Genomic DNA, 25,020 nt, shown 5'->3' with positions numbered 1-25,020 from the left:
GGTGAAGAGTTCAATGCAAGTTATGCGTGGCTGGGCGACTCGATGCGCGCCATTGGTAGGCCTGATGGGCCTGCTGGGTAGCGTGCAGGAAGCGCTGGCCGGCGAATACGAAGGCTCGCCGCAGGTGGCCGAGTTCGTCGGTGAAATGACCCGCGACTACGGTTTTGCTGGTGAGCAGCTGATGGCGGTGTTCCGCGAAGCTCAGCGCAAGCAGGCGATTCTCGACGCCATTTCCAGGCCTGCCGAGCGGGTCAAGCAGTGGAAAGAATACCGTCCGATGTTCATCACCGACGCGCGTATCGCCCGTGGTGTGGACTTCTGGCGTCAGCACGAGGCCACCCTGGCCCGGGCCGAGCAGGAATACGGCGTGCCGGCACAAGTCATCGTGTCGATCATCGGCGTTGAAACCTTTTTCGGACGTAATACCGGTAATTACCGGGTGATCGATGCCTTGTCGACGCTCGGTTTCGACTATCCTCCCCGTGCCGAATTTTTCCGCAAGGAACTGCGTGAGTTCCTGCTGCTGGCGCGTGAAGAGCAGGTCGATCCATTGACCCTCAAAGGCTCGTACGCCGGGGCCATGGGCCTGCCGCAGTTCATGCCGAGCAGCTTTCGCGCTTACGCGGTGGATTTCGACGGTGACGGCCACATCAATATCTGGAACAACCCGGATGATGCGATCGGCAGCGTCGCGAGTTATTTCAAGCGTCACGGCTGGGTCGCCGGTGAGCCGGTGGTCAGCCGTGCCGATGTCCGCGGCGAGCAGGTCGATGAAGGCCTGACCACCGGCATTGAGCCGACGAAAACCGTTGGAGAGTTGCGGGCGCTGGGCTGGTCAAGTCATGATGCGCTGCGCGATGATATGCCGGTTACTGCATTTCGCCTCGAAGGCGACAACGGCCCTGAATACTGGATGGGCCTGAAGAATTTCTACGCGATCACGCGTTATAACCGCAGCGTGATGTACGCCATGGCCGTACATCAACTGTCTGAACAGCTGGTACAAGCACGGGGCGTCAAGTAATGCGGGCATTGCCTAACAATAAACCCCTGAAGCTGGTGGCATTCGCTGCGTTGGCGGTGCTGGTCGCCAGTTGCTCGACCAGCCGTTCGCCGACTCAGAAAACCACCACGACCGCTGTGCGTGCCCAGCCGGGCCTGGACATCAACCGTGCGCATAAAGATGGCGCGCCGTGGTGGGACGTCGATGTGTCGCGCATCCCGGACGCCACGCCGACCCTGCACACCGGTCCGTACAAGGCCAACCCGTACACGGTGCTGGGCAAGACCTACTTCCCGCTGCAGGAATCGAAGACCTACGTGGCTTCGGGCACGGCGTCCTGGTACGGCACCAAGTTTCACGGTCAGAACACGGCCAACGGCGAGGTCTACGACCTTTACGGCATGAGTGCCGCCCACAAGACATTGCCACTGCCAAGTTACGTTCGGGTGACCAACCTGGACAACAACAAGAGCGTGATCCTGCGGGTCAACGACCGTGGGCCGTTCTATTCCGACCGTATCATCGACCTGTCCTATGCTGCGGCGAAGAAGCTCGGTTATGCCGAAATCGGCACCGCGCGGGTCAAGGTCGAAGGCATCGATCCTCAGCAATGGTGGGCCGCCAAGGGCCGTCCGGCGCCTTTGATGCTCAACGAGCCGCAAGTCGCGCAGAATAGCGCCCCGGTGATCACGGCCTCGGCCGGCACCGTCGAGCAATGGACGCCACCACCGCAGCAACATGCCTCCGACACCGTCCCTGTGCCGATGAGTGCAAAAAAAAACGCTTCTGCACCAGCGTCTGGCCAGTATCTGCAGGTGGGCGCGTTCGCCAACCCGGACGCTGCAGAACTGCTGAGGTCGAAGCTCAGCGGGATGGTGAGCGCTCCGGTGTTCATCAGCTCGATCGTGCGCAATCAACAGACCCTGCACCGGGTTCGCCTGGGGCCGATCGGCTCGCCGGGTGAAATTGCCCAGGTGCAGAACAGCGTGCGCCTGGCCAACCTTGGTTCGCCAAGTGTGGTCACCGAGTAATACGTAGAACTTGATTGACGGTTCACTTGCGGTATCGGGGGGTGAACCAGGTTGTTGGCTCGTCGAAGAACAAAAGCCCGGCAAGGGTGACTGGAGTGAGCAACTGAACACGCGATGACTCGTTAGAAAGTCATCTGATTAAATTTTGTCCGCAAGGACAGTTTCCATTAGCGATTTCGAGAGACGGATGAACATCACCACCTTTGCCAAACGCCTGTGTCTGCTAGTCCCGCTGCTCCTCTCGCCAGCCGCCTTCGCGGCCGAGATGATGCCGTCGCCACCGCAACTGGCTGCCAAAGCCTACGTTCTGATGGATGCCAGCAGCGGCAACGTACTGGTCGAGAACAATGGCGACCAGCGTCTGCCACCGGCCAGCCTGACCAAGCTGATGACCGCTTACATCGCGACCCTGGAAATCCGTCGCGGCCAGATCGGTGAAAACGATCCGGTGACCGTCAGCGAAAACGCCTGGCGCACCGGCGGTTCGCGGATGTTCATCAAAGTCGGCTCGCAGGTGACTGTCAGCGACCTGCTGCACGGCATCATCATCCAGTCCGGCAACGACGCCAGCGTGGCGCTGTCCGAGCACATCGCCGGCAGCGAAGACGCGTTCGCCGACCTGATGAACAAGACTGTGACTGATCTGGGCATGACCAATTCCCACTTCATGAACCCGACCGGTCTGCCAAACCCGGAGCACTACTCGTCGGCTCACGACATGGCGATCCTGGCCCGTGCGATCATCCACGAAGACCCGGCTCACTACGCGATCTACTCGCAGAAAGAGTTCTTCTGGAACGGCATCAAGCAGCCTAACCGCAACCTGCTGCTGTGGCGCGACAAGACCGTTGACGGTCTGAAAACCGGTCACACCGACGAAGCCGGCTACTGCATGGTGTCCTCGGCTGTACGTGACGGCCAGCGTCTGATCGCCGTGGTGTTCGGCACCAACAGCGAAGTGGCACGCGCCGCTGAGACCCAGAAGCTGCTGACTTACGGTTTCCGCTTCTTCGAAACCCAGACCTTCTATCAGAAGGGCACCGAACTGGCTCAGGCCCCGGTGTGGAAAGGCACCACCAATCAAGTCAAGGCCGGCCTGGCTGAAGACCTGACCATGACCCTGCCAAAAGGCCAGCTGAAAAAGCTTGCTGCGAGCATGACCATGAACCCGCAACTGACCGCGCCAATCGCCAAGGGCGACGTGATCGGTAAAGTCGAAGTCAAACTGGAAGACAAGGTCGTGCACAGCGCTGACCTGATCGCTCTGGATGGCGTCGAGGAGGGTGGTATCTTCCGCCGCATGTGGGATAGCATCCGTCTATTCTTCTACGGCTTGTTCAACTGATTTGTGTTGACCTGCATGGCCCCGCCCCGACCTGGTGCGGGGCCATGCGCGTTATCACGGCTTGCGCTCAAGAGGCCGTTACGCCATGACCGATACCGAAGTAAAGGCGCCAAAGATCGAATTCCCTGTCACGGATTATCCCGTTAAGGTGATCAGCGATACCGGTGTGGGCAACAAAGACAAGATCATCGACATCGTCAAGAAACACGCGACCATCAATGATGAGCGCATCGACGAGCGTCAAAGCAGCAACGGCAAATACACCACCATTCAGTTGCACATCGTTGCCAAAACCCAGGAACAGCTGTACGACATCAACAGCGAACTGCGGGCGACCGGCTTCGTGCACATGGTGTTGTGATGCCGGGCACGCTGGGCTTTCGTGAGCTCGGCCAGATGGCGTACGAGCCGGTCTGGCATGCCATGCAGCGCTTCACCAACGAACGCGGCAGCGATGCCGCCGACGAAATCTGGCTCGTCGAGCACCCACCGGTGTTCACTCAAGGCCAGGCCGGCAAGGCCGAACACTTGTTGCTTCCGGGAGATATTCCGGTGGTGCAGGTCGATCGCGGCGGGCAGGTGACTTATCATGGCCCCGGCCAGTTAGTGGCCTATCTGCTGCTGGATGTACGCAAGCTGGGTTTCGGCGTGCGCGATCTGGTCAGCCGCATGGAGCTTTGCCTGATTGAACTGCTGGCCAGCTACGGCGTAACCGCTGCCGCCAAGCCAGATGCTCCCGGCGTCTATGTCGACGGAGCGAAAATCGCTTCTCTGGGTTTGCGGATTCGCCACGGTTGTTCCTTTCATGGCCTGGCCCTGAACGTGGATATGAACCTGGAACCGTTTCGACGGATTAATCCCTGCGGCTATGCCGGGCTGGCGATGACCCAGCTGAGCGACCACGCAGGATCGATTGAATTTGCCGAGGTAAGTGCCCGGCTGCGCGCGCAGCTCGTCAAACACCTCGACTATGCTGAGCAGACGACCCTGACGGGCGGAATCGACTGATATGACTACTGATGCAGTGCAAACCATGATCCCGACGCTCGACGTGACCGAGCGCCCGGCCCCGCGTCCCAAGGTAGAAGCCGGCGTCAAGCTGCGCGGCGCCGAGAAGGTTGCACGCATCCCGGTAAAGATCATTCCGACCACCGAACTGCCGAAGAAACCTGACTGGATTCGCGTGCGCATCCCGGTTTCGCCGGAAGTCGACCGGATCAAGAGCCTGCTGCGCAAACACAAGCTGCACAGCGTCTGCGAAGAAGCGTCTTGCCCGAACCTCGGCGAGTGCTTCTCCGGCGGCACCGCGACCTTCATGATCATGGGTGACATCTGCACCCGTCGTTGCCCGTTCTGCGACGTCGGCCACGGTCGTCCGAAGCCACTGGACGTCAACGAGCCGCAAAGCCTGGCCATCGCCATTGCCGACCTCAAGCTCAAGTACGTGGTGATCACCTCGGTTGACCGCGACGACCTGCGTGACGGCGGTGCCCAGCACTTTGCCGACTGCATCCGCGAAATCCGCAAACTGTCGCCGAACGTGCAGCTGGAAACCCTGGTTCCGGACTACCGTGGCCGCATGGACGTCGCGCTGGAAATCACCGCGGCCGAGCCGCCGGATGTGTTCAACCACAACCTGGAAACCGTGCCGCGCCTCTACAAGGCAGCGCGTCCGGGTTCGGATTACCAGTGGTCGCTGACCTTGCTGCAACGCTTCAAGCAGATGATGCCGCATATTCCGACCAAATCCGGCTTGATGCTGGGTCTGGGTGAGACCGACGAGGAAGTCATCGAGGTCATGAAGCGCATGCGCGAACATGACATCGACATGCTGACCCTCGGCCAGTACCTGCAACCGTCCCGTAGTCACTTGCCGGTGCAGCGCTTTGTGCACCCGGACACCTTCGCCTGGTTCGCCGAGGAAGGTTACAAGATGGGCTTCAAGAACGTTGCATCGGGTCCGCTGGTACGTTCTTCGTACCACGCCGACGAGCAGGCGAAGCTGGTCAAGGCTGAGCTGCTGGGTTCCTGATCCGGCGCTGAATCAAAAAATGCCCGCCGAGGCTTTAACGCCCGGCGGGCATTTTTTTGCCTGTCTTACATTCGCTGCTGATTTTTCCTGCAACCTGCGGCGTGGCCGAGCCTCTTCTGTTTAGCGCCGTTCCTGACTACTGTGTGAACATGATTTTACGCACGGAGATCCATGGATGACTGTTCGACCGACCCACACACTCTGTCCACACAGAGCGGTACCCGCGTTGCCCTCCGAGGGCACGATCGGCGTCATTGCGCCTGCCGGCCCCGGAGCACTGGACACCGATAAAGCGGTGCAATGGATGCGCGCGCGTGGCTATGGGCTGAAGGTGTTTCCAGGTGTCTATGAAAAGGATGGCTATCTGGCCGGCAGCGACGATGTGCGGCTCAACGATCTGCATGCAGCGTTTGCCGACTCCGAGGTGGACGCGATCATCTGCCTGCGCGGTGGTTACGGTACCCCGCGTCTGCTGGACCGCATCGACTATGACCTGCTCAGTCGCCACGCCAAACCATTTGTCGGTTATAGCGATATCACCGCGCTGCACCTGGCCATCAGTCGTTATGCCGGGTTCGTGACCTTTCACGGGCCGCTGCTCAATGCCGATCTGCTGGGCGACAAGGAGCCACCGACCGTCACCTCATTCTTCGCCATGCTGCGCGGGCAAGTGAAAGCGGGGAGCGTGCTGGGCCATCCGGTGGCTTATCCGTTGACCACCGTAGAGCCAGGCATCGCCCACGGGCGTTTGCTTGGCGGCAATCTGGCGATGATTGCATCGACGTTGGGGACGCCATACGAAATCGATGTTGAAGGGGTAATTCTGCTGATCGAAGACATCAACGAGCCGCTGTATCGCATCGACCGGTTGCTGACGCAGATGCGTCTGGCCGGCAAGTTGGCCAAATTGCGTGGCGTGTTGGTGGGGGACATCGCAGGCGTGGATGTCGCGGCATTGAACCGCTTGCTCAAGCAGACGTTCGAGCCGTTACGGATTCCGGTGCTTTCGGGGTGGCGCAGCGGGCATTGTGATCCGAACCTGACATTGCCGATGGGCGCGTTGGTGCGGCTGGATGCCGGGAAGAAGGAATTGATGCTGGAGCAGGATGTGGTGATCAAGGCTTAAAGGCTAGTCGCCTGATAGTCAGTCTTCGCGAGCAAGCTCGCTCCCACACTGGATCTCTGTCGTTCACAGAACCCATGTGGGAGCGAGCTTGCTCGCGAAGGCGCCATCAGCCATACAACCTACCCATTATTGGTTACGCAGGCTTTCCAGCAACTTGTGCGTCGGATAACCATCCGCCGGCCAGCCAAGCGACTGCTGCGCACTGCGAATCGCCTTACGGGTATTGGCGCCGATAATCCCGTCCGCGGTGCCAGCGTCGTAATTGCGCGCACTCAGCAGCGTCTGCAATTCCATGCGCTCGGTACGGCTCAGCGGCAGGTCATCTTTGGGCCAACTGCCGTTGATCAAACCGCCGCCGTTGAAACGCTCGGACAAAAGGCTGACCGCCAAGGCATACGACGAGGAGTTGTTGTACTTGAGGATCGCCCGGAAGTTGTCGAGGATCAGGAACGCCGGGCCACGATAGCCCGCCGGAAGCAGCAGGGCGGCAGACAGCTGTTCAGAGCCTGCTGGCACCTGACCGCCATTCGGCAGAGTCACGCCCAACTGACGCCATTCGGCGACACTCTTGCGAATCGCGCCATCAGCCAGGGTGTAGTTGAAGCTGCTCGGCAGCTGCACTTCAAACCCCCACGGCTGGCCACGTTGCCAGCCAGAGCTTTGCAGGTAATGCGCGGTGGATGCCAGCGCGTCCGCTGGGCTGCCCCAGATATCGCGGCGGCCATCGCCGTCAAAGTCCACAGCGTGGGTGTTGTAGGTAGTCGGAATGAACTGGGTCTGGCCCATCGCGCCAGCCCAGGAACCGAGCATCTTCTCCGGTGTGATATCACCCTGTTGCAGGATCTGCAGGGCGGCGATCAGCTGAGCGTGGGCAAAGCCCGGGCGGCGGCCTTCGTAGGCGAGGGTGGCCAGCGAGTTGATCACCGACTTGCTGCCCTGAAACTGGCCGAAGTTGCTTTCCATGCCCCACACCGATACGAGTGCCTGACGGTCAACACCATAACGCTGCTCAATGCTTTGCAGAATGTCGGCGTACTGACTGATCAGTGCCTGACCTTTACGTACGCGCAGTGGCGAGAGGGCGCCATCGAGATATTCCCACACTGGCCGGGAGAACTCCGGTTGACTGCGGTCGGCCCGAATCACACTGGCGTCGAAACTGACATTGGCGAACGCGCGATCGAACAGATCCGCGCGAATTCCGGCGGCCAGGGCATCCTTGCGGAAACCGGCCTGCCATTCAGCGAAGGTTTGAGTCGGTTGCAGATCGAGAGGGTCGGCGGACGGCACTACCGGCGGGATGATCGCTGGGGCCGTGGCGACAGGCGCGGCTTGAAGGGGTTGCGCATCGGCGGCGGTAGGTTTTTCCGCACAGGCAACAAGCAGGATGAAACTTGTGGCAGCAACCAATTGGCGAACAGGCCAACGATGGTAAAGACAAAAGGGCATGCACAGGTCCAGAGGAATACGAATCAGGTGCAGACCTTAACATGCCTGCGGAATGAAGCGGTTATCGCTCAGGCATTTGGACGAGGTCTATTCAGCCGGCTAATCACCATATGCCCTGAATTAACGCGGCGCAACTGTCATTTCTATCAGCTATTCAGCAGTGTTTTTCCTCGATTCAATAGCGATGCCGGCAGGATTGTGGTGGTTTGAATTTCTCGATCGCTGCCTCTTGAAGCAAATTTTCGAGGAATTTTATATGAAAGGCAAAGCGCTTTTAATGCTGTTTCTTTTGCTGGCTGGGTGCTCTGTAAATGACCCTTCGCAGGAGCCTGTTCAAACTCAGTTGGGCATACAGACTGCTGCGGCGTTAGCCACCAGCGGCCCGGAAGTAGCCAACGAATTGTCGGCGCGTTACAGGGATACCACCACTCTTCGATGTGATGGGTTGGACTCCAGACCTGCCTTTCTTTGCAGTGGAATTTTGCTGCGTGGAACGGCTACTGCGGCCGGCTTCGATGTCTGGGATCCGAGCCCCACCGCTGAAAGGGTGGGAGGCACCTCATTTTCGTTTGTCCGTTCAGACTACAAAATGAAAAGACTGGCCATGGGGTACACGAAAGGACTGATTTTCTATCCTGTTCTGAAAACACCGTCAGGGAAGCTCAAGATTGAAGTTCTGTGCTTTTTTCCAGTGGACGGGGATTCTGATCATCGTAGTGATCGTGGTTGTGGCGGGATTTCCGGCTATCCCTCAACCGTTGCCTGCGCTGCCCAAGGCATCAATACTCCTGAAAAATGGGCAGAGAATTACAACAAGCATGCTGCTTCTAATCACAATAGGGCAGGTGTATGCAGTTTTGATGTCAGAGATTCGGCTAATACGCTCGGGGGCCCCAATTTTGTAAAGGGAATGCAGGCAGGACGTCTGGTGACGCCAAGAGCTTTTGACATACCCAATGACGTGAAAATGGCGACATGGACAAAGGGCCAAGCGAAAGTCTTGCCAATTGAGGCGTTCTTTTATGTGATTGTCGGAAATACATCGGGCTTGGCGGAAGTCCGGAGGGATCAGCTCCGATTCAAAGAGCTCACTGGTGAAACGCGGCCTATTATCAAAGTAACAATGCCGACAACGCTGGCCGATAAAGTGACGTTTGCGTTTCAGGCGCAGGATCAGGCGGTGAATTGATCATCCGTTTCAGGCAGCCAGAAAGTAAGAAGCCTCCCAGCTGTCAGACTGGAAGGCTTCGCGGCGGTAGCTGCCTTTACCCTTGGTTGGTCGTTCCTGACGACTGCGGAACAGGGGCTGGGCGACGATGGATTTGGCCTTGTTGGGGCCATGTTTCGATGGCTTTTTGCTCATGAGGATTCTCTCGAGTGAGTGGGTTTTGCGGGTGAAATAATCTGCCGATGTCAGGCGTCTGTCCAGTCCCTGATAGGTAGGAATATTCTGACGTTTTCGCGAGCAGGCTCGCTCCCACATTTGCAATGCATTTCAATGTGGGAGCGAGCTTGCTCGCGAATGGCCGTTATGCGGTAGAGCAGGTTATTCGGCGGGGAGTGTCAGACGCTGGCCAGACATCAATAACGCCAAGCGGCTCAGGCTCATCCACGGCGAACCGGCCGCCTGACCTTTGATCTGCGCATCGATACGCTGAGCTTCGAGCAACAACTGCGCCCAGCGTTGCGCCGAGTAGCGTTGCAGGGCTTTGCTCATCAGCGGTTTGCGCTTGTCCCAGACTGGCGGTCTGGCCTGACTGAAACACTTGTCCAGCGGCGTGCCTTGGCTGTACTGCAACGAGATGTTGGCCAGCAGACGCAACTCCCGCGCCAGCGCCCAGAGAATCACCGGTGGCTCGACACCCTCGCCACGCAAGCCTTCCAGCATGCGCAAGGCATGGGCCGGCTCGCCGTTGAGCACGGCGTCAGTCAAGCCGAACACGTCAAAACGCGCACTGTCGGCCACAGCGGCCTGCACGGTTTCGACAGTGATCTGGCCACCTTCGGCCATCAGCTTGAGCTTCTCGATTTCCTGCGCGGCGGCGAGCAGGTTGCCCTCGACACGCGCAGCAATCAATTCGACGGCGTCCTGATTCGCCGATAGCCCGGCCTGGGAGAGACGCTGACGAATCCAGCTCGGCAATTGATTAGCGTCCACCGGCCAGATCTGAATGAACTGGGTTTGCTGGCCTTCGACCAACGCCTTGCCCCACTTGGTTTTCTGCGCGCTGCCATCCATCTTGGGCAAGCTGATCAGCAGTACGGTGTCTTCAGCGGGACGCGAGCAATATTCGATGAATGCAGCGGCACCTTTGTCACCGGGCTTGCCCGAAGGCAGGCGCAGTTCCAACAGACGTTTTTCGGCAAACAGCGACATGCTGGCGCCGGCCTGCAACAACGTGCCCCAATCGAAATTGGCGTCGGCGGCGAAGACCTGGCGTTCATCAAAACCTTGCTGACGCGCAGCGCTGCGGATGGCGTCGGCGGCTTCCTGGCACAGCAGCGGGTCATCGCCGCTGATGATGTAGACAGGCGCCAAAGCACCTTGCAGGTGTTTACCGAGTTGGGCGGGAGCGAGCTTCATAAGAAATGCCGAACGGGGCGCCTGAGCGCCCCGAACGTCTTACTGCTGCGGTATTTCGAGCGGCGACTGGCGCGGGGTTTCCGCTTCAGCCTTTTGTGCCGCTTGCAGCGCATCGGCTTCTGCCTTGGCGCGGTCATTGGCGGCTTGCTGCAGCTGCTGCAGTTGACCCGGGGTCAGTTGCTGCAGACGCAACATCATGCGTTGGACCAGTTCGCGAGTGGTTTCGCGACGGGCGTCGTTGGCTTCCTGATCGGAGCCCACGAGGTTGTTACCGTCGTGAATAAACACTTTCTGAACTTCAAGTTTGTCGCTGAGCAGTTGCAGGTTCTTGTCGCCACGGATCTCGTAGTTCAGAACAGTACTGACTTGATACTCGCCCGTACGACCGGCACCGGCGTAGCTGAGGATGCGCTGGCTCTCTTGCTGGTCAGCCAGGAACAGCTTGTACGGAGCACCGCTGTAAACCTTGACGCCGCTCGACTCCAGCACCTGGCGCAGTTGCGTGACCGTCTCGCCGTAGGCGTTACGGGCGCTCAGGTCGAGTTCCTTGATCGACAGTTCGTTGGTGCCGGTACCGCGCAGCTGGAAACCGCAGGCGCTCAACAGAACGGCGAGGCCCATCACCAGCAGATTGCGTTTGATCATTGTGTTGCTCCCCTTGAAACCACGTGGGCCGACTGTACGGCCCGAAAGGTTTTACTTGGCGCCAGGCGAGCCTGACGCCCGATCCAATTAGCTGGCGACGATGTTGACCAGTTTCCCCGGCACAACGATCACTTTACGAATAGTCAGGCCGTCGACGAAACGCAGTACGTTTTCGTTGGCGCGGGCTGCTGCTTCAACTTCTTCGCGGGTCGCGCTGGCCGGCATTTCGATCTGGCCGCGCAGTTTGCCGTTGACCTGGATGACCAGGGTCAGGCTGTCCTGCACCAAAGCGCTTTCATCCACTGCCGGCCAGCCGGCGTCGATGACTGCATCGGCGTGACCCAGCTGGTTCCACAGTTCGTGGCTGATGTGCGGCGTGATTGGTGCCAGCAACAGCGTCACGGCTTCCAGACCCTCGTGAATCAGCGCGCGATCCTGCTCGGTGCTTTGTGCGGCTTTTTCCAGCACGTTCATCAGCGTCATTACCTGGGCGATGGCGGTGTTGAATTTGTGGTTCTGGCCGACGTCGTGGCTGGCCTGCTTGATGGCCACGTGAATGGCGCGGCGCACGGCCTTCTGTTCGTCATTCAGGCTGGCGATGTCCAGCTTGCCCGGCAAGCCCTGAGTGACGTGGGCTTGCGCCAGACGCCAGACGCGCTTGAGGAAACGGTGCGAACCTTCGACGCCGGAGTCGGACCATTCGGCGCTCATGTCAGGTGGCGAAGCGAACATCATGAACAGGCGGCAGGTGTCGGCGCCGAACTGATCGATCATCGACTGTGGGTCAACGCCGTTGTTCTTCGACTTGGCCATCTTCTCGGTGCCGCCGATTTCTACCGGCAGACCGTCGGATTTCAGCTTGGCACGGATGACCTTGGCTTTGCTGTCGCGCTCGAGTTCTACGTCCGCCGGGTTGAACCAGGTGTAAGCACCATTGGCTTCGCGACGGTAGTAGGTTTCGGCGATCACCATGCCTTGGGTCAGCAGGTTCTTGAACGGCTCGTTGGAGCTGACCAGGCCTTCGTCACGCATCAGCTTGTGGAAGAAGCGCGCGTAAAGCAGGTGCAGAATGGCGTGTTCGATACCACCGATGTACTGATCGACTGGCAACCAGTGGTCGGCTGCGGATTTTTCGACCAGGCCACCTTCAAAGTGCGGCGAGGCGTAACGGGCGTAGTACCACGACGACTCGACGAACGTATCCATGGTGTCGGTTTCACGCTTGGCAGGCTGGCCGCATTTCGGGCAGCTGCACTCGTAAAACTCAGGCATGCGCGCCAGCGGCGAACCGGCGCCGTCCGGCACCACGTCTTCCGGCAGGACCACAGGCAGTTGATCTTCCGGCACCGGCACGTCACCGCATGCATCGCAGTGGATGATCGGGATCGGGCAGCCCCAGTAGCGCTGGCGGCTGATGCCCCAGTCGCGCAGGCGGAACTGGGTGCGCGAGGCGCCCAGTTCTTTCTTGATCAGGGCCACTTCAATGGCGTCGAACGCGCCAGCGAAGTCGAGGCCGTCGAATTCGCCAGAGTTGATCAGCGTACCGTGCTCGCCATAGGCGTCTTGCCACGGGGCCGGGTTACTGTCGCCAGAGCTGGTACGCACTACCGATTTCACCGGCAGGTTGTACTTGTGAGCGAATTCGAAATCGCGCTCGTCGTGCGCCGGTACAGCCATGACTGCGCCGTCGCCGTAGTGCATCAGCACGTAGTTGGCGACCCAGACCGGGAGTTTTTCACCGGTCAGCGGGTGCTCGACGAACAGGCCGGTCGGCAGGCCTTTCTTCTCTTGCGTGGCGACGTCGGCTTCGGCGACGCTGCCGCCCTTGCATTCAGCGATGAACGCTTGCAGCTCAGGGTTGTTCTGCGCTGCCTGGGTCGCCAGTGGATGCTCGGCAGCCACGGCGACATAGGTCGCGCCCATCAGGGTGTCCGGACGGGTAGTGAAGACTTTCAGGGTGCCGGCTTCGCCAATCGAGTCGACGTTGTACGGGAACTGCACTTCCATGCCGCGGGATTTGCCGATCCAGTTGCGCTGCATGGTCTTGACCTGTTCAGGCCAGCCAGTCAGTTCGTCGAGGCTCTCCAGCAGCTCATCCGCGTAGGCGGTGATCTTGAAGTAGTACATCGGGATTTCGCGCTTTTCGATCAGCGCGCCGGAACGCCAGCCGCGACCGTCGATCACCTGTTCGTTAGCGAGAACGGTCTGGTCGATCGGGTCCCAGTTCACGGTGCCGTTTTTACGGTAGATCACGCCTTTTTCGAACAGGCGAGTGAACAGCCATTGTTCCCAGCGGTAGTAATCCGGTTTGCAGGTGGTGACTTCGCGCGACCAGTCGACCGCCAGACCCAGGCTGCGCAGCTGGGTTTTCATGTAGGCGATGTTTTCGTAGGTCCACTTGGCCGGCGCGACGTTGTTCTTCATCGCGGCGTTTTCTGCCGGCATGCCGAACGCGTCCCAACCCATAGGTTGCAGAACGTTCTTGCCGAGCATGCGCTGGTAGCGGGAGATCACGTCGCCGATGGTGTAGTTGCGCACGTGCCCCATGTGTAGCTTGCCGCTGGGGTAAGGGAACATCGACAGGCAGTAGTAGGTTTCCTTGCCTGGCTGTTCACTGACTTCAAAGGACTTTTGCTCGTCCCAGAACGACTGGGCGGCGGCTTCGATTTCACGGGGCTGATATTGTTCGTGCATGGCTACTTTTGTACTGGATAGGGGTGGCCTAATCCTCTTCAACGCAGGTGCCGGGGTTGGCCCGGACGAGCTGGAAGTGGAATTACAGGAAGCGCCGTAGCATACATGACCGCGCTCGGCCTAGGGAAACCCTGATTACAGCTGTTTGTCCCGGCAAATCCGTGGCGAGGGCCGTTGGTCGCGGCGTGCAGCCGGTTTGTGCAGCGAAGCTAAGCTCTAACTGGGGAGTGAGTCTTATCTTCAATGAGGTGAGGGATGGTGGAGCAACGGCAAAAAAACGTGACGAAACCCGAGTTGTACGAAAGATTGATCGATCGTCTTGGTATGGCCCTGGACGCATTAAAAACCGCTGACCGGCTGCGCGACGAGCGCCCCCTGGAACTGGAATTGCGTGGCTTGAGCCCCGCCGAGTTCAAACTGGTCAAGGCCTATCTGGATCGCAGTGAACGTGAAACGCACGGATGCTTGTCACAGGCAGTGAAGCAGCTCGATGCAGCACATTCGGCCAAGGTCATCTGGCTCAAGGACAAGGCGCCCGGCAGAGACACCGTCAAGGTTCGCTCTGTACAGGCCAAGTAAGCGCATGGCAGGTCAAGAACCGGATCTTTTTCAACGGGATCCCACCTATTGGTTGTAACGCTTTATTAACACTCTTAGGCTTCGGGCATCTGTGGAGATGCTCGATGCCTTTTCGTTATTTCATCAAACAACTTTTGTTACCACCCGGCATTCTTTTGCTGCTGTTGCTGGCCGCTTGGTGGCTGCGCCGCTCACGGCCGCGCCTGGCTGGATTGTGTTTTGCCATTGGCTTTGGCGGAATGTGGCTGATGAGCCTGCCGGTGGTCGTGCAGTGGGGCGCGAAAGCTCTGGAACGCGAGCCACCATTGGCCCGTGAAGAGTGGGCGACGTTGGCGCAGCGCGCTGACGCGATTGTGGTGCTGGGTTCCGGCCGCGAGCGCGGTGATCTGGCCTGGGGAGAGGATCAGCCGACCGGCGTGGGCCTTGAGCGTCAGCGGTATGCGGCTCGACTGGCGAAGGCATCCGGGTTGCCGATTCTGACCACGGGTGGCCTGCATTACGGTACGCCGCCGACCGAGGCGAAGTTGATGGCGGATTCATTGCGCGACGATTTTGGCGTGACCGTGCGCTGGCAGGAAGGCGAGAGCCGCACTACGTGGGAAAATGCGAAGTTCACGGCCGATATCTTGTTGCCGCAGGGGATCAAGCGCGTGGTCGTGGTGACGCAGGCCTGGCACATGCCGCGATCGGTATGGAGTTTTCAACAGGCGGGTTTTGAAGTGGTGCCGGCCCCGGTCGGATTTCTCGGAACCGATAACGCGAGACCGTTTGGTGGCTGGCTGCCGGAGTTCAAGTCGATCTGGCAGAGCGGGCAGTTGTTGAATGAAGCGGTAGGGCAGGTGGGGTATTCGCTGTTTTACCGCTGAAGATCAAAAGATCGCAGCCTGCGGCGGCTCCTTGGGAAAATACAAATCCCGTGTAGGAGCTGCCGCAGGCTGCGATCTTTGCTTTAAAGCGTTTTCGACATCCGGCTGGCCATCAGTGCCCAGCCAAACAGCAGAACGCACAGGATGATCAATGGCCACGAGCGCCATTGCAGATACGGCGTCAGGTTGTGCATCGGCACCACTTCGCCGTAGAGGATGCCCTGTTCAAACTGCGGAATCTGCTCGGTGATCTGCCCGAACGGGTTGATCAGTCCGGTCACACCGTTGTTGGTTGCACGAATCATCCAGCGCCCAGCCTCAAGCGCACGCATCTGCGCCATCTGCAAATGCTGCAGCGGGCCAATCGAGGTGCCGAACCAGGTGTCGTTGCTGATCGTCAGCAGCAAATCACTGCGCGCCGACAGGCTGGCGGCGAATTCCGGATAGACCACCTCGTAGCAGATGAACGGTGCGATCTGATAACCCTTGGCCTGCAACAACGCCTGATCGGCCGGGCCACGGGCAAAGTCGGACATTGGCAGGTCGAAGAAGGCGATCAGCCCGCGCAATACATCCTGCAGTGGCACGTATTCGCCGAAGGGCACCAGTTTCTGCTTCAGGTAGGTGCCATCGCCTTCGCCCACCACGGTGATGCCATTGAAGAAGCGTTTTTCGTGACGAACGGTTTCGCGGATCGGTACGCCAGTGATCAGCGCCGATTTACGCTCGGCGGCGAAGGTACCCATCATGGTCAGGTAGCCCTCGGCGGACTCCTTCAATACCGGCACGGCGGTTTCCGGCCAGATCAGCAGGTCCACCGGTTTCGAGCGGAAGCTCAAATCGCGATACAAAGCCAACTGCGCGTTGAGCTCGGCCGGATCCCATTTCATGCTTTGCGCGACGTTGCCCTGAATCGCGGCAACACTCAGCGGCGCGCCGGAGGGGCTGGTCCAGGCATGGCCCTTGAGCGCAATGCCGGCCACCCAAGGGCCAACCAGCAGCACCAAACCTGCGGCAACAAAACCTTTGCGGCCGGTTTGCAGCAGGCGTGGGGCGTTGTAGATCAGTGCTGCGGTCAGTGCCAGAACAAACGACACCAGCCACATGCCACCCACTGGAGCGAGTCCGGCCAATGGGCCATCGAGCTGGCTGTAACCCGAGTACAACCACGGGAAACCAGTGAGGAACCAGCCGCGAAACGCTTCCTGGCCGACCCACAAGGCAGCGAACGCCAAGGCATCAGCCACAGGTGCTTCGTTACGGCGCAACCAGCGCGCCCACAGCCAGGCCGGCAGGGCAAAGAACCAGGCGATCGCCGCGGTAAACAGCAGCATCAGGAACCCGGCCAGCAGCACCGAAGCGCCGCCGAAATGGTGAATACTGTAATAGATCCAGCTGGTACCGGCGCCGAACAGGCCGAAACCGAAACACCAGCCGCGGCCCAGTGCCTGACGCGGACTCAGCTCGCGCAAACCGGCATAGAACAAGCCGACCGCCAGCAAAGCCAGCGGCCAGATATTGAACGGTGCCAGAGCGAAAGTGGTGATTGCACCGGCCGCCACGGCCAGCAGGTTACCGGGCCAGCCGGGGCGGGTTGTCCAGCGCATTTCAGTCCTTAGATTTCTTACCGGGCGATAGGGGTCAGTCGCAGCAAATGAATCCGACGGCTGTCGGCGTTCAGGATGCGGAAACGATAGGCGCCGATTTCAGTGATTTCGTTGCGTTTTGGCAAGTGCCCGAACGCGCTCATCACCAGGCCGCCGACAGTGTCGAACTCGTCATCGGAGAACTCGCTGTCGAAGAACTCGTTGAAGTTCTCGATTGGGGTCAGGGCCTTGATCAGGAAGTCACCGCTGGGCAGCGGCTTGATGTAGCTGTCTTCTTCGACGTCGTGTTCGTCTTCGATGTCGCCGACGATCTGTTCCAGCACGTCTTCAATCGTTACCAGGCCGGCCACGCCGCCGTATTCGTCGATGACGATGGCCATGTGGTTGTGGTTGGCGCGGAATTCTCGCAGCAACACGTTCAGGCGCTTGGACTCCGGCACGAAGGTGGCCGGGCGCAGCAGATCCTTGATGTTGAAGCTGTCGCCGTTCTCCTTGAGGATCAGCGGCAGCAGATCCTTGGCCAGCAGTACGCCCATCACGTCGTCATGGCTTTCGCCGATCACCGGATAGCGCGAGTGGGCCGATTCGACCACGGCCGGGAGGAATTCACGGGGTGTCTGGGTCGCCTTGATGCTGATCATCTGCGAACGCGGCACCATGATGTCGCGTACTTGCAGGTCAGCCACCTGAATGGCGCCTTCGACGATGGCCAGCGCTTCGCTGTCCAGCAGTTTGTTCTGATGTGCATCACGCAGCAGCTCGAGGAGCTCCTGACGGTTCTTCGGCTCGTGGGCAAAAGCCTGGGTCAGTTTACCCAGCCATGACTTCTGCCCGTTGCTCGATCGATCTTCGCTCATAGCGATTACTCTGAATCCTTTGTTGTAACGATAGGGGATGTTTCGGGTTCGTCGTCCGCGTACGGATCGGGATAGCCCAGTTCAGCAAGCAACTCGCGTTCCAGTGCTTCCATTTCTTCGGCTTCTTCGTCATCTATATGGTCGTAACCAAGCAGATGCAAGCAGCCGTGAATGACCAGATGTGCCCAGTGGGCCTTTAGTTCCTTGCCTTGTTCGGCGGCTTCGCGCTCGACCACGGCCACGCAGATCACCAGATCGCCGAGCAGCGGGATGTCGAGAAACTCGTCAGGCACTTCAGCCGGGAACGACAGGACGTTGGTCGCGTAATCCTTGTGGCGCCAGGTGTGATTGAGCTCGCGGCCTTCTTCCTCGTCGACCAGACGAATGGTCATTTCCGAGTCGGCGGTGCGTTGGCGCAGGGCCAGTTCGCACCACAGGCGGAAGTCGGCCTCACTCGGCGCGTTCGCGTCAGTCGCGATTTGCAGGTCTAGCTCAAGCATTTCGCGAGGTGTCCTTGGGGGCATCGTCACGGTTTTCGAAGCGCTCGTAGGCTTCGACGATCCGCTGTACCAAAGGATGGCGCACGACGTCTTTAGGCTGGAAGTGCGTGAAGCTGATGCCCGGCACGTCTTTGAGCACTTCGATCACATGATGCAGGCCGGACTTGGTGCCACGCGGCAGGTCGACCTGGGTGATATCACCGGTGATGACTGCGGTGGAGCCAAAGCCGATCCGGGTCAGGAACATCTTCATCTGTTCGACGGTGGTGTTCTGGCTTTCGTCGAGAATGATGAAGCTGTTATTCAGCGTGCGACCGCGCATGTAGGCCAGCGGCGCAACTTCAATCACCTGACGCTCGATCAGCTTGGCCACGTATTCAAAGCCGAGCATCTCGTAGAGTGCGTCGTAGAGCGGACGCAGGTACGGGTCGATCTTCTGCGACAGGTCGCCGGGCAGGAAGCCGAGTTTTTCACCCGCTTCAACCGCCGGACGCACCAGCAGGATGCGACGGATCTGCTCGCGCTCCAGGGCATCGACAGCGCAGGCCACGGCCAGATAGGTCTTGCCGGTACCGGCCGGACCGATGCCGAAGTTGATGTCGTTACCGAGGATTTCCTTCACGTAGCGCAGTTGATTCAAGCCGCGTGGGCGAATCATGCCTTTCTTGGTGCGCAGGGCGACAGAGGCTTCGGCGGGGGCGTGATTGTCCAGCTCGACCACGGCCGATTCCTGGAGGAACAGGTGCACGAGGTCTGGCGACAGCTCGGTACCTTTGGTTTCCCGGTACAGGCGGCGCAGCAGGTTTTCCGCAGACGTGGTGTGCTTGGGGTCGCCGATCAACTCGAACTGGTTTCCGCGGTTGCGGATCTCGATGGTCAGGCGCTGTTCGATCAAGCGCAAATGCTCGTCGAATTGCCCGCACAGATTGGCGAAGCGGCGAGCCTCAAAAGGCTCGAGGATAAAACGATGTGGTTCTATGGGTGCGTTCAAGGTCGTATTTAGCCGCCCTGGGGCAATTAAGATGAAATCAAGGATAACGCCAGAGGCCTGGGTGCGAAAGCTCTTAAATCACCACGGTTCATGTGGGAGCGAGCCTGCTCGCGAAGGCGGTCTGTCAGACACATGAATGTTTAATGTGTCGCAGCCTTCGCGAGCAGGCTCGCTCCCACAGGGAAATGCAGTGTTACTGGACCAGCGAGCCGCGCAGCGAGTGCGGTTGCGCCGCGTCGATGTGCACATCGGCGAACTGGCCGATCAGGGTCGGATTGTCGCAGCGGAAGTTGACGATTCGATTATTCTCGGTGCGCCCTTGCAGCTCGCCCGGGTCTTTCTTCGAATAGTCGGTGACCAGAATGCGCTGGATCGAGCCGACCATTTGTCGGCTGATCTCAAAGCCTTGCTGATTCAGGCGATGTTGCAGGGCGTTCAGGCGTTCCTTTTTCAACTCTTCCGGGGTCTCGTCGGCCAGATCGGCCGCCGGGGTACCTGGGCGCTGGCTGTAAACGAACGAGTAGGAGAAGTCGAAACCGACATCGGCAATCAGCTTCATCGTCTGTTCGAAGTCTTTCTCGGTCTCGCCGGGGAAGCCGACGATGAAGTCCGAACTGATACAGATGCCCGGCACCGCCGCACGCAGTTTGCGCAGCTTGGATTTGTACTCCAGCGCCGTGTGGTTGCGCTTCATCGCCGCGAGAATCCGGTCGGAACCCGACTGCACCGGCAAATGCAGATGCTTGACCAGTTCCGGGACGTCGGCGTGGGCCTGGATCAGGCTGTCGGAGAATTCCAGCGGGTGCGAAGTGGTGTAGCGAATGCGGTCGATGCCGTCGATGGCGGCGACGACGCGGATCAGCTCGGCGAGATCAGCCAGACGACCGTCATGGGTCGTACCGCGATAGCCGTTGACGTTCTGCCCCAGCAGCGTCACTTCACGCACGCCGTTTTCGGCGAGGTGAATGACTTCGGCGACCACGTCATCGAACGGCCGGCTGACTTCTTCGCCACGGGTGTAAGGCACCACGCAGAACGTGCAGTACTTGCTGCAACCTTCCATCACCGACACGTAAGCGCTCGGGCCATCGATGCGCGGTTCGGGCAAATGGTCGAATTTTTCGATTTCCGGGAACGACACGTCGACTTGCGGCAGTTTGGTGATGCGCGCGGCGTCGATCATTTCTGGCAGGCGGTGCAGGGTCTGCGGGCCGAAGACCACGTCGACGTACGGCGCGCGATCACGAATCGCCGCGCCTTCCTGACTGGCCACACAACCGCCAACGGCGATCACCATCTCCGGGTTGGCCAGTTTCAGTTCGCGCCAGCGGCCGAGCTGCGAATACACGCGATCCTGAGCGCGCTCGCGGATCGAGCAGGTGTTGAGCAGAATTACGTCGGCATCTTCGGCACGCGCGGTGACTTCCAGGGCCTGATGTTCACCCAGCAGATCGACCATGCGCGAGCTGTCGTACTCGTTCATCTGGCAACCGTGGGTTTCGATGTAAAGCTTCTTGGCCATGGATTAGGGTCATCACGTGATTCAAAGAACCCCGCATTATAGGGAACAAGCCTTCAGGTTCCTACCGCTGCGCGTCCGGTGGCTATGCTATAGTTTGCGCCCTCATTTTTATCCCCGATGTTATCCCCCCGCCATGACCAAACGCGAAGCTCCAATCTATAAGGTGATTTTCCTCAACCAGGGCCAGGTGTTCGAAATGTACGCCAAGCAGATCTATCAAAGTGATCTGTGGGGCTTTCTGGAAGTGGAAGAGTTCGTCTTTGGCGAGCGCACGCAAGTGGTCGTCGATCCGAGCGAAGAAAAGCTCAAGGCGCAGTTCGAAGGCGTGGTGCGCAGCTTTGTGCCGATGCATTCGATTGTGCGCATCGATGAAGTGGAACGTCTGGGCACCCCGAAAATCAGCGAAGCCCGCGGCGCGGTCGGCAATGTGATGCCGTTTCCGATGCCGATGCCTGAGAAGTAAAACACAAGACCGCGTCGCCCTCATTCGCGAGCAAGTCGAATCGTCGCACCGTCGCTCCCACAGGGGATCTTCTGAACACTGGAGATCTACTGTGGGAGCGAGCTTGCTCGCGAAGGGGCCGGAAAGGTCGGCGCAAAAATCAGGGAAGAGGCGAGAACGGCGTACGCCCATCGGCGCTCTGCAGTTCCATCAGGTATTTACGGAAAATTTGCCCGAGCACCTGGGTCGCGGTTTCGAGGTCTTCGCGAGACATTTTTTCGGAGACTTCGTCGGCCGTGTCCAGCGCGTCTTCAGCGCCGTTGACCGCGGCCATCTTCAGCACGATGTACGCCTGAATATTGTTGGCCTGCACGCCTTCACCGTGGAAGAACATGGTGCCGAGCTTGAACTGAGCCTGAGCGTGGCCTTGCAGCGAGGCTTTTTCGAAATAGCTCAAGGCTTGATTGAGGTCGCGCGGGGCATTCTTGCCGTCGTAGTAGAACTCACCCAACTCGTATTGCGCTTGCGCATCCCCTTCGTCTGCCGCTTTCTGGCAGGCGGCCAGTGCCTGCGTGACGTCTTGCGGCTGAGTATTGAGGGTGCAACGACCCATCGCCGGGATCAACAACGAGTTGCCGCCTGCTTGTGCATGCGCGAGCAGGGGCTGAAGGAGCAACAGGCAGCCCAAGGCAAGGGTGCGGCCGGTGCGGTTCATGGGAATCGACTTACCTCTGAAGGGCACGCGGACCCATCGAGGGATCCAATAAGCGCGCATTATGAAATAAGCAGGGCCAACCTTACAAAGTCTTTACTCGTTTTTCTGCTGCGCGGGGAATATATCGCCCACTTTAGGGGAGATTTTTAGCAGGAGCATCGGAAAAACAGCGTCGATGTAGGTGAGTGCTGACGCTGGCGATAGCCAACGTCAGCGGTACGGCGGTTATTTCAGTGCGGCGAAGGCGCGCTCGGCAGCGTCCAGTGTCAGTTTCAACTCGGCTTCGCCGTGGGCGATCGAGGTAAACCCGGCTTCGAAGGCGCTCGGCGCCAGGTACACGCCACCTTCCAGCATCAGGTGGAAGAAGCGACCGAACAGGGCAGCGTCGCTGGCCATCACATCTTCAAAGGTGACGATGTCGTCGGCACCGCTGAAGTACAGACCGAACATGCCGCCAGCCTGAGTGGTCACAAACGGAATGCCAGCAGCATCGGCGCGTTGTTGCAGGCCATCGAGCAGGCGCGTGGTGTAGTCGGTCAGCTCGGCGTGGAAACCCGGACGGCTGATCAAACGCAGCGTGGTCAAGCCGGCGGCCATGGCCAACGGGTTACCCGACAGCGTGCCAGCCTGATACACCGGGCCCAGCGGCGCAATACGCTCCATGATTTCACGCTTGCCGCCGAAGCAGCCGACCGGCATGCCGCCACCGATGATCTTGCCGAAGGTGGTCAGGTCTGGATTGACCCCGTAATACGCCTGAGCACCGCCGAGGGCAACGCGGAAACCGGTCATCACTTCGTCGAAAATCAGCACCACGCCATGCTTGTCGCACAGCGTGCGCAGGCCTTCTAGGAAGCCCGGCGCTGGTGGTACGCAGTTCATGTTGCCGGCCACTGGCTCAACGATGATGCAGGCCACTTCCTGGCCGACTTCAGTGAGCATCTTCTCAACCGCGTCGATGTCGTTGAACGGCAGGGTCAGGGTGTGTTTGGCGAAAGCCGCCGGCACACCGGCGGAGCTCGGTACGCCCTGAGTCAGTGCGCCGGAACCGGCCTTGACCAGCAGGCTGTCGGAGTGGCCGTGATAGCAGCCCTCGAACTTGATGATGCTGTCACGGCCGGTGTAACCACGGGCCAGACGGATCGCGCTCATGGTCGCTTCGGTGCCGGAGCTGACCATGCGCACCATGTCCATCGATGGCACCAGCGAGCAGACCAGATCGGCCATCTCGGTTTCCATCGCGGTCGGCGCACCGTACGACAAGCCGTGTTGCAGCTGATTGCGCACTGCGTCCAGCACGTCCGGGTGGCTGTGGCCGAGGATCATCGGACCCCACGAACCAACGTAATCGACATAACGCTTGTCGTCTTCGTCGGTAACGTAAGCACCTTCAGCGTGCTTGAAGAACAGCGGTGTGCCGCCCACGCTTTTGAACGCGCGAACCGGCGAATTCACGCCTCCGGGAATGTGTTTCTGGGCATTGGCAAACAGGGTTTCGGAACGAGACATGATCGGGCTCTCAAATCAGACTTTCAGTAATTCATTGAACGCGCGGGCGCGGCGGGTCACTTCGGCGGTGCTCTCGGCACCAAACAGACCGTGGACCACGGCGAGCAGGTCGACCCCATGGGCCACCAGCGGCGCGGCGTTGTCGAGGGTGATGCCGCCAATCGCGCAGATTGGCAGGTGCAGTGTGCGCTTGGCATCGTTTAGTAGATCGAGGCTGCAGGTCGGCGCGCCGGGCTTGGTTTTGGAGTTGAAGAAGCGACCGAAGGCGACATAACTCGCACCTTCTTTGGCCGCTTGTTCGGCCAGCGCGATTTGCGCGTGGCAGGTCGAACCGATGATCGCTTTCGAGCCGAGCAGGGCGCGGGTCGGCGACAGCGGGCCGTCGGTCTGGCCGAGGTGCACGCCAACGTTGAGGCGCGCCGCCAGCTCAGCGTCATCGTTGATGATCAGCTGCGTCTTGTAGCGCTCGCACAGATCGCGCAGCGCTTCGGCCTCGCGCAGACGGCGGGCCTCATCGTTGCTCTTGTCGCGGTATTGCAGCAGGGTGACGCCGCCTTCCAGCGCCGCCTCCACGTAAGACAGAAACTTGCCGGCCAGCAACTGGCTGTCGGTAATGGCATACAGGCCACGTAGTTTCATCAGGCAGACCTCACGACGTTACGAGCAGAAATCCAGCGGCAGGCGACGCGGGACGAACTGGCCTTTGCCCAGTTGTTCGGCATCGCGCAGGGTGCGCCAGGTGTAATCCAGTGCACTGCGTACGGCGCTGGCCAGGTGTTCGCCTTGGGCCAGTCGGCCGGCGAGGGCGCTGGCCAAGGTGCAGCCGGAGCCGTGATAGCTGCCGGGCAGACGCTGACAGATAAAGGTTTCACGCAGACCGTCGCGGCTATACACGCGGTTGTGGATTTCAGTTTCGTCGCCATGACCGCCGGTGATCAGCAGGTTTTTGACGAACGGCAGGAGTTTTTCAGCGCACTGGTCGGCGGTGCCTTCAGGCAGTTCGGCGAGGATGCGCGCTTCGGGAAGATTAGGGGTGGCAATGATCGACAGCGGCAGCAGACGCTCACGCATCGCGTAACCCACCTCGTCCTTGCCCAGACGTCCGCCGCCGCCGGCGCGCAGCACCGGGTCGCAGACCACCGGCAAGTGCGGGTGCGCCGAGAGCAGTTCGACAACGGTGTCGACCATTTCCAGCGAACCGAGCATGCCCAGTTTGACTGCCGCGACTTCGGAGTCGTTGAGTACGGCATTGGCTTGAGCCAATACCCACTCACGGTCGAGGACGCGGAAGTCAGTGACGTTGACGGTGTCTTGCACGGTCAGGGCGGTGACGGCCGGAGCCGCATGGCAACCCTGCGCGAGCAGGGCTTCGATATCTGCCTGCAAGCCGGCGCCACCACTTGGGTCGTGGCCGGAGAGACAGAGGACAACGGGGCGGGAGCTGTAGATATTCATGGTGCGCGAGCTTACCACCAAACCTGATTTTCGGGTTCAGTGCCGTTGTCCCGGGCCACTAACCTGGC

At 59.7% G+C, this 25,020-nt stretch carries 25 protein-coding genes; 11 read left to right on the top strand and 14 right to left on the bottom strand.

Annotated elements, in window-relative coordinates; translation table 11 throughout:
- The first annotated feature begins 13 nt into the window (after positions 1 to 13).
- From mltB to CLU80_RS09560, 7 genes are all read left to right on the top strand, one after another.
- Positions 14 to 1,024 (top strand): lytic murein transglycosylase B, encoded by a 1,011-nt coding sequence (mltB, locus tag CLU80_RS09590; RefSeq protein ID WP_093434581.1) that lies wholly within the window; start codon positions 14 to 16, stop codon positions 1,022 to 1,024.
- On the top strand, positions 1,024 to 2,034 hold the full coding sequence (locus CLU80_RS09585) for a septal ring lytic transglycosylase RlpA family protein (protein ID WP_093434584.1): 1,011 nt from the start codon (positions 1,024 to 1,026) through the stop codon (positions 2,032 to 2,034). Before mltB ends, CLU80_RS09585 begins: the two co-directional genes overlap by 1 nt.
- 187 nt (positions 2,035 to 2,221) lie before the next feature.
- Positions 2,222 to 3,379 (top strand): D-alanyl-D-alanine carboxypeptidase family protein, encoded by a 1,158-nt coding sequence (locus tag CLU80_RS09580; protein WP_038361911.1) that lies wholly within the window; start codon positions 2,222 to 2,224, stop codon positions 3,377 to 3,379.
- An 85-nt stretch (positions 3,380 to 3,464) separates the two neighbouring features.
- Positions 3,465 to 3,740 (top strand): DUF493 domain-containing protein, encoded by a 276-nt coding sequence (locus tag CLU80_RS09575; protein WP_099757269.1) that lies wholly within the window; start codon positions 3,465 to 3,467, stop codon positions 3,738 to 3,740.
- Positions 3,740 to 4,387, top strand: a complete 648-nt coding sequence (gene lipB / locus CLU80_RS09570) for a lipoyl(octanoyl) transferase LipB (RefSeq protein WP_008087909.1) — start codon at positions 3,740 to 3,742, stop codon at positions 4,385 to 4,387. The genes CLU80_RS09575 and lipB overlap by 1 nt, the downstream gene beginning before the upstream one ends.
- Before the next feature lie 25 nt (positions 4,388 to 4,412).
- Positions 4,413 to 5,411 carry a lipoyl synthase gene (gene lipA, locus CLU80_RS09565; protein ID WP_167394918.1) on the top strand — a complete coding sequence of 333 codons (999 nt, stop codon included), beginning with the start codon at positions 4,413 to 4,415 and terminating at the stop codon, positions 5,409 to 5,411.
- A 175-nt stretch (positions 5,412 to 5,586) separates the two neighbouring features.
- Positions 5,587 to 6,537 carry a S66 peptidase family protein gene (locus CLU80_RS09560; protein WP_099757268.1) on the top strand — a complete coding sequence of 317 codons (951 nt, stop codon included), beginning with the start codon at positions 5,587 to 5,589 and terminating at the stop codon, positions 6,535 to 6,537.
- Between the two features lie 126 nt (positions 6,538 to 6,663).
- Here CLU80_RS09560 and CLU80_RS09555 read toward each other — a convergent pair whose 3' ends face one another.
- Positions 6,664 to 7,986, bottom strand: a complete 1,323-nt coding sequence (locus tag CLU80_RS09555) for a lytic murein transglycosylase (RefSeq protein WP_099757267.1) — start codon at positions 7,984 to 7,986, stop codon at positions 6,664 to 6,666.
- Between the two features lie 256 nt (positions 7,987 to 8,242).
- On the opposite strand from CLU80_RS09555, the gene CLU80_RS09550 reads away from it, so the two are divergent.
- A complete protein-coding gene (locus tag CLU80_RS09550; RefSeq protein ID WP_286079718.1) occupies positions 8,243 to 9,175 on the top strand; it encodes a halovibrin HvnA in 933 nt (310 codons plus the stop codon).
- A 9-nt stretch (positions 9,176 to 9,184) separates the two neighbouring features.
- Here the strand turns inward: CLU80_RS09550 and arfA are convergent, their stop codons facing one another.
- The 4 genes from arfA to leuS all read right to left on the bottom strand — a co-directional run bounded on the left by arfA (position 9,185) and on the right by leuS (position 13,909).
- Positions 9,185 to 9,349 carry an alternative ribosome rescue factor ArfA gene (gene arfA / locus CLU80_RS09545; RefSeq protein WP_016986126.1) on the bottom strand — a complete coding sequence of 55 codons (165 nt, stop codon included), beginning with the start codon at positions 9,347 to 9,349 and terminating at the stop codon, positions 9,185 to 9,187.
- A 183-nt stretch (positions 9,350 to 9,532) separates the two neighbouring features.
- Positions 9,533 to 10,570, bottom strand: coding sequence for a DNA polymerase III subunit delta (gene holA / locus CLU80_RS09540; protein ID WP_099757265.1), 1,038 nt, complete (start codon positions 10,568 to 10,570; stop codon positions 9,533 to 9,535).
- Positions 10,571 to 10,609: 39 nt separating this feature from the next.
- Positions 10,610 to 11,215, bottom strand: coding sequence for an LPS-assembly lipoprotein LptE (locus CLU80_RS09535; RefSeq protein ID WP_093434604.1), 606 nt, complete (start codon positions 11,213 to 11,215; stop codon positions 10,610 to 10,612).
- A gap of 87 nt (positions 11,216 to 11,302) precedes the next feature.
- Complete coding sequence (gene leuS, locus CLU80_RS09530) at positions 11,303 to 13,909, bottom strand: leucine--tRNA ligase (RefSeq protein WP_099757264.1); 2,607 nt, start codon at positions 13,907 to 13,909, stop codon at positions 11,303 to 11,305.
- Positions 13,910 to 14,164: 255 nt separating this feature from the next.
- Here leuS and CLU80_RS09525 point away from each other — a divergent pair, with 255 nt between their 5' ends.
- Complete coding sequence (locus CLU80_RS09525) at positions 14,165 to 14,488, top strand: hypothetical protein (protein ID WP_095048767.1); 324 nt, start codon at positions 14,165 to 14,167, stop codon at positions 14,486 to 14,488.
- A 104-nt stretch (positions 14,489 to 14,592) separates the two neighbouring features.
- Positions 14,593 to 15,354, top strand: a complete 762-nt coding sequence (locus CLU80_RS09520; RefSeq protein ID WP_095125492.1) for a YdcF family protein — start codon at positions 14,593 to 14,595, stop codon at positions 15,352 to 15,354.
- 83 nt (positions 15,355 to 15,437) lie between these two features.
- On the opposite strand, the gene lnt is transcribed toward CLU80_RS09520, so the two are convergent.
- The 5 genes from lnt to miaB form a co-directional block, all read right to left on the bottom strand.
- On the bottom strand, positions 15,438 to 16,961 hold the full coding sequence (lnt, locus tag CLU80_RS09515; RefSeq protein ID WP_099757263.1) for an apolipoprotein N-acyltransferase: 1,524 nt from the start codon (positions 16,959 to 16,961) through the stop codon (positions 15,438 to 15,440).
- 17 nt (positions 16,962 to 16,978) lie between these two features.
- Positions 16,979 to 17,818 (bottom strand): CorC family transporter, encoded by an 840-nt coding sequence (locus CLU80_RS09510; protein ID WP_099757262.1) that lies wholly within the window; start codon positions 17,816 to 17,818, stop codon positions 16,979 to 16,981.
- A gap of 5 nt (positions 17,819 to 17,823) precedes the next feature.
- Positions 17,824 to 18,318 carry an rRNA maturation RNase YbeY gene (ybeY, locus tag CLU80_RS09505; RefSeq protein ID WP_095122053.1) on the bottom strand — a complete coding sequence of 165 codons (495 nt, stop codon included), beginning with the start codon at positions 18,316 to 18,318 and terminating at the stop codon, positions 17,824 to 17,826.
- Positions 18,311 to 19,309 (bottom strand): PhoH family protein, encoded by a 999-nt coding sequence (locus tag CLU80_RS09500; RefSeq protein ID WP_093434622.1) that lies wholly within the window; start codon positions 19,307 to 19,309, stop codon positions 18,311 to 18,313. Before CLU80_RS09500 ends, ybeY begins: the two co-directional genes overlap by 8 nt.
- A gap of 193 nt (positions 19,310 to 19,502) precedes the next feature.
- Positions 19,503 to 20,831: a tRNA (N6-isopentenyl adenosine(37)-C2)-methylthiotransferase MiaB gene (gene miaB / locus CLU80_RS09495; RefSeq protein ID WP_093434625.1), complete on the bottom strand. Its 1,329-nt coding sequence runs from the start codon at positions 20,829 to 20,831 to the stop codon at positions 19,503 to 19,505.
- A 133-nt stretch (positions 20,832 to 20,964) separates the two neighbouring features.
- Here miaB and CLU80_RS09490 point away from each other — a divergent pair, with 133 nt between their 5' ends.
- Positions 20,965 to 21,294, top strand: coding sequence for a DUF1820 family protein (locus tag CLU80_RS09490; RefSeq protein WP_003185742.1), 330 nt, complete (start codon positions 20,965 to 20,967; stop codon positions 21,292 to 21,294).
- 139 nt (positions 21,295 to 21,433) lie between these two features.
- Here CLU80_RS09490 and CLU80_RS09485 read toward each other — a convergent pair whose 3' ends face one another.
- The 4 genes from CLU80_RS09485 to CLU80_RS09470 all read right to left on the bottom strand — a co-directional run bounded on the left by CLU80_RS09485 (position 21,434) and on the right by CLU80_RS09470 (position 24,952).
- Positions 21,434 to 21,988: a tetratricopeptide repeat protein gene (locus CLU80_RS09485; protein WP_003228518.1), complete on the bottom strand. Its 555-nt coding sequence runs from the start codon at positions 21,986 to 21,988 to the stop codon at positions 21,434 to 21,436.
- Positions 21,989 to 22,213: 225 nt separating this feature from the next.
- Positions 22,214 to 23,497 (bottom strand): glutamate-1-semialdehyde 2,1-aminomutase, encoded by a 1,284-nt coding sequence (gene hemL, locus CLU80_RS09480; protein WP_099757261.1) that lies wholly within the window; start codon positions 23,495 to 23,497, stop codon positions 22,214 to 22,216.
- Positions 23,498 to 23,512: 15 nt separating this feature from the next.
- Positions 23,513 to 24,136: a thiamine phosphate synthase gene (gene thiE, locus CLU80_RS09475; protein WP_099757260.1), complete on the bottom strand. Its 624-nt coding sequence runs from the start codon at positions 24,134 to 24,136 to the stop codon at positions 23,513 to 23,515.
- Positions 24,137 to 24,154: 18 nt separating this feature from the next.
- Complete coding sequence (locus CLU80_RS09470) at positions 24,155 to 24,952, bottom strand: hydroxymethylpyrimidine/phosphomethylpyrimidine kinase (RefSeq protein WP_099759363.1); 798 nt, start codon at positions 24,950 to 24,952, stop codon at positions 24,155 to 24,157.
- Positions 24,953 to 25,020: the final 68 nt, after the last annotated feature.

Source organism: Pseudomonas sp. 29 (assembly GCF_002754355.1).
Classification (GTDB): domain Bacteria; phylum Pseudomonadota; class Gammaproteobacteria; order Pseudomonadales; family Pseudomonadaceae; genus Aquipseudomonas; species Aquipseudomonas neuropathica.
Note: the sequence above shows the minus strand (reverse complement) of the source record. Positions and strands in the feature narration are given on the sequence as shown.